The organism is Bradyrhizobium sp. CCBAU 51745 (assembly GCF_028128715.1).
GTDB classification, from domain to species: domain Bacteria; phylum Pseudomonadota; class Alphaproteobacteria; order Rhizobiales; family Xanthobacteraceae; genus Bradyrhizobium; species Bradyrhizobium manausense.
In genome coordinates this window covers 1-2200 of the sequence record NZ_LBJP01000042.1, presented here as the reverse complement: position 1 = coordinate 2200, position 2200 = coordinate 1, and the positions used below count along the sequence as shown (strand labels likewise).

General features: G+C 67.4%; 2 protein-coding genes. Both read right to left on the bottom strand.

From position 1 onward, the window contains the following. Positions 1 to 453: ATP-binding protein (locus tag XH98_RS13010; RefSeq protein ID WP_271618823.1), on the bottom strand; the 453-nt coding region annotated here is incomplete at its 3' end. Positions 454 to 464: 11 nt separating this feature from the next. After that, positions 465 to 1997 (bottom strand): IS21 family transposase, encoded by a 1533-nt coding sequence (gene istA / locus XH98_RS13005; RefSeq protein ID WP_271597275.1) that lies wholly within the window; start codon positions 1995 to 1997, stop codon positions 465 to 467. Positions 1998 to 2200 lie beyond the last annotated feature (203 nt).

Below are 2200 nucleotides of genomic sequence, written 5' to 3'. Positions count from 1 at the left end.
ATGGCGACCGTCGCCGCGGGCGAGCGCCAGATCGTCGAACAGGCGCGGGACGCGCTGATAGAGCACGGAACGATTGTCGCGACAGGCCTTGTGGCCGAGCGCCGAGGCGAGCCAACTCTTGCCGACGCCGGCCGGGCCGCAGATCAGGAGATTGACGTGGTCGTCGATCCAGCGGCCCTCGACAAGCTTGGCGAACAGCGGACGGTCGAGACCGCGCGGGGTGCGGTAGTCGATGTCCTCGACGCACGCCTGCTGGCGCAGTTTGGCGTAGCGCAGGCGGGTGGCGAGCCGTTTGTCGTGCCGCAGCGAGGCTTCACGTTCGAGCAGCAGAGCAAGCCATTCGGCGTGACCGAGGCTTGCGGCCTCACCGGTGGCTTCGATGTCGGCGAAGGCCTTGGCCATGCCGTGGAGGCCGAGGGCGTTGAGGCGGTCGAGGGTCGGATGGGTGAGCAAGGGATGATCTCCTAATTGTAGTAGCGCGGTCCGCGGATGTTGGCATGCAGGATCGGCGCATCGTCCGCGGAGCGCTGGTGAGCAGGACGCCGATCGAGATTATTGGCGAGGATCGACTTGACCGAGCCATAGGTGCGCGCGCCGATGTCGATCGCCCGCGCAGCCGCGGCGTCCAGCCGTTCGCGCCCATAGGAGGCGGCGAGCCTGAGGATGCCGAGGCAGGCGCGGAAGCCTTGCTCGGGGTGCGAGCGCTCGTCGAGAATGAGGTCGCACAACGCGCTGGTCGCCGGCCCGATCGCGGCGGCGTCCTGGCGGATACGCGCGATGGTCCAGCCGGCGTAGCGCCGATGGCTGGAGGCCATGTGCTCCGGCACGGTGGTGTGTTTGTGATTGCCGCTCATGCGCTGATGCGCGGCGATCCGCTCGCCTTTGTGGAAGATCTCGACGGTGCGGGCCGTGAACCGCACCTCGACCTCGGCGCGGGCGAAGCGATGCGGAACGCTGTAGTAATGCTTCTCCACCTCGACGTGGTAATCGAGACTGACGCGGCGGATCCGCCACTCGGCGAGGACGTAGGGGGACACCGGCAATGGCTTGAGCGCCGGCCGGTCGACCTCCTCGAGCAACCGGCGGCGTGTCACGCCGAGCCGTCGGATCGGCCGTTCCTCGTTCAGCCTCGTGAGCAGTTCGCCGATCGCCGCATTGACCTCGGCCAGGCTGTAGAAGGTGCGATGACGCAGGCGACCGAGCAGCCAGCGCTCGACGATGAGGACGGCCTGCTCGACCTTGGCCTTGTCGCGCGGCTTGCGCGGCCGCGCCGGCAAGATGGCGGTGCCGTAATGCGCCGCCATCTCCGCATAGGTACGATTGATCTGCGGGTCGTACAGGCTCGCCTTGATGACCGCGACCTTGGTGTTGTCGGGCACCAGCAGCGCCGGTATGCCGCCGATCGCCGCGAAGGCGCCAACATGGGCGCTGATCCAGTCGGCGAGCCCCTGCGTCCACGTCGCCTGCGCGTAGGTGAAGCTCGATGCGCCGAGCACGGCGACGAAGATCTGCGCCGTTCTGCGCTCACCGGTCAGGCGGTCGACCACCACCGGCACGCCATCGCCGGCGTAGTCGACGAACAGCTTGTCGCCAGCCACATGGGCCTGGCGCATCGTCACCGACAGACGGCCCTCCCAGGCGCGGTAGAGCTCACAGAAGCGCGAGTACCGGTATCCGCCGGGCTCGGTGGCGATATATTCCTCCCACAGGATCGACAGCGTCACGTGCTTGCGTTTGAGCTCGCGGTGCACGGTCGCCCAGTCGGGCTCGGCGATGCGGCGGTGACCCTGACGGTTGCCATTGCCGGTCTTGGCGAACAGGCGAAGTTCCAGAACCGTGTCGGTGACGTCGTCTGGCAACGGCCAGCTCAAGCCCGCGGCCTCGAACCGCCGGAGCGCCAGCCGCACCGTCGAGGGTGCCGCGCCCACCCGTCGCGCAATCTCGCGGCTCGGTAGCCCGGCCGCCTTCATTCTGATCACATCGCGCACACGGCGCATCGCAAGCCTCTCCGTCGGCATCCAGGTCCCCTTCGCAAAGCCGAAAGGGTTGACCCTATGGGAGCCAGAAGAGGTCTCGTCACCCGGGCGACATCATCCCGGAATGGTGGGCGACATCATCTCGGAACGGGCGGGCGACTTCAAATCGGAATGGTGGGCGAGATCATCTCGGAATGGTGGGCGACATCGAGCGGAATCCGCAC

Excerpts from the sequence above, each read along its gene's own strand:
- istA (WP_271597275.1), bottom strand. The coding sequence starts at position 1,997 with ATGCGCCGTGTGCGCGATGTGATCAGAATGAAGGCGGCCGGGCTACCG.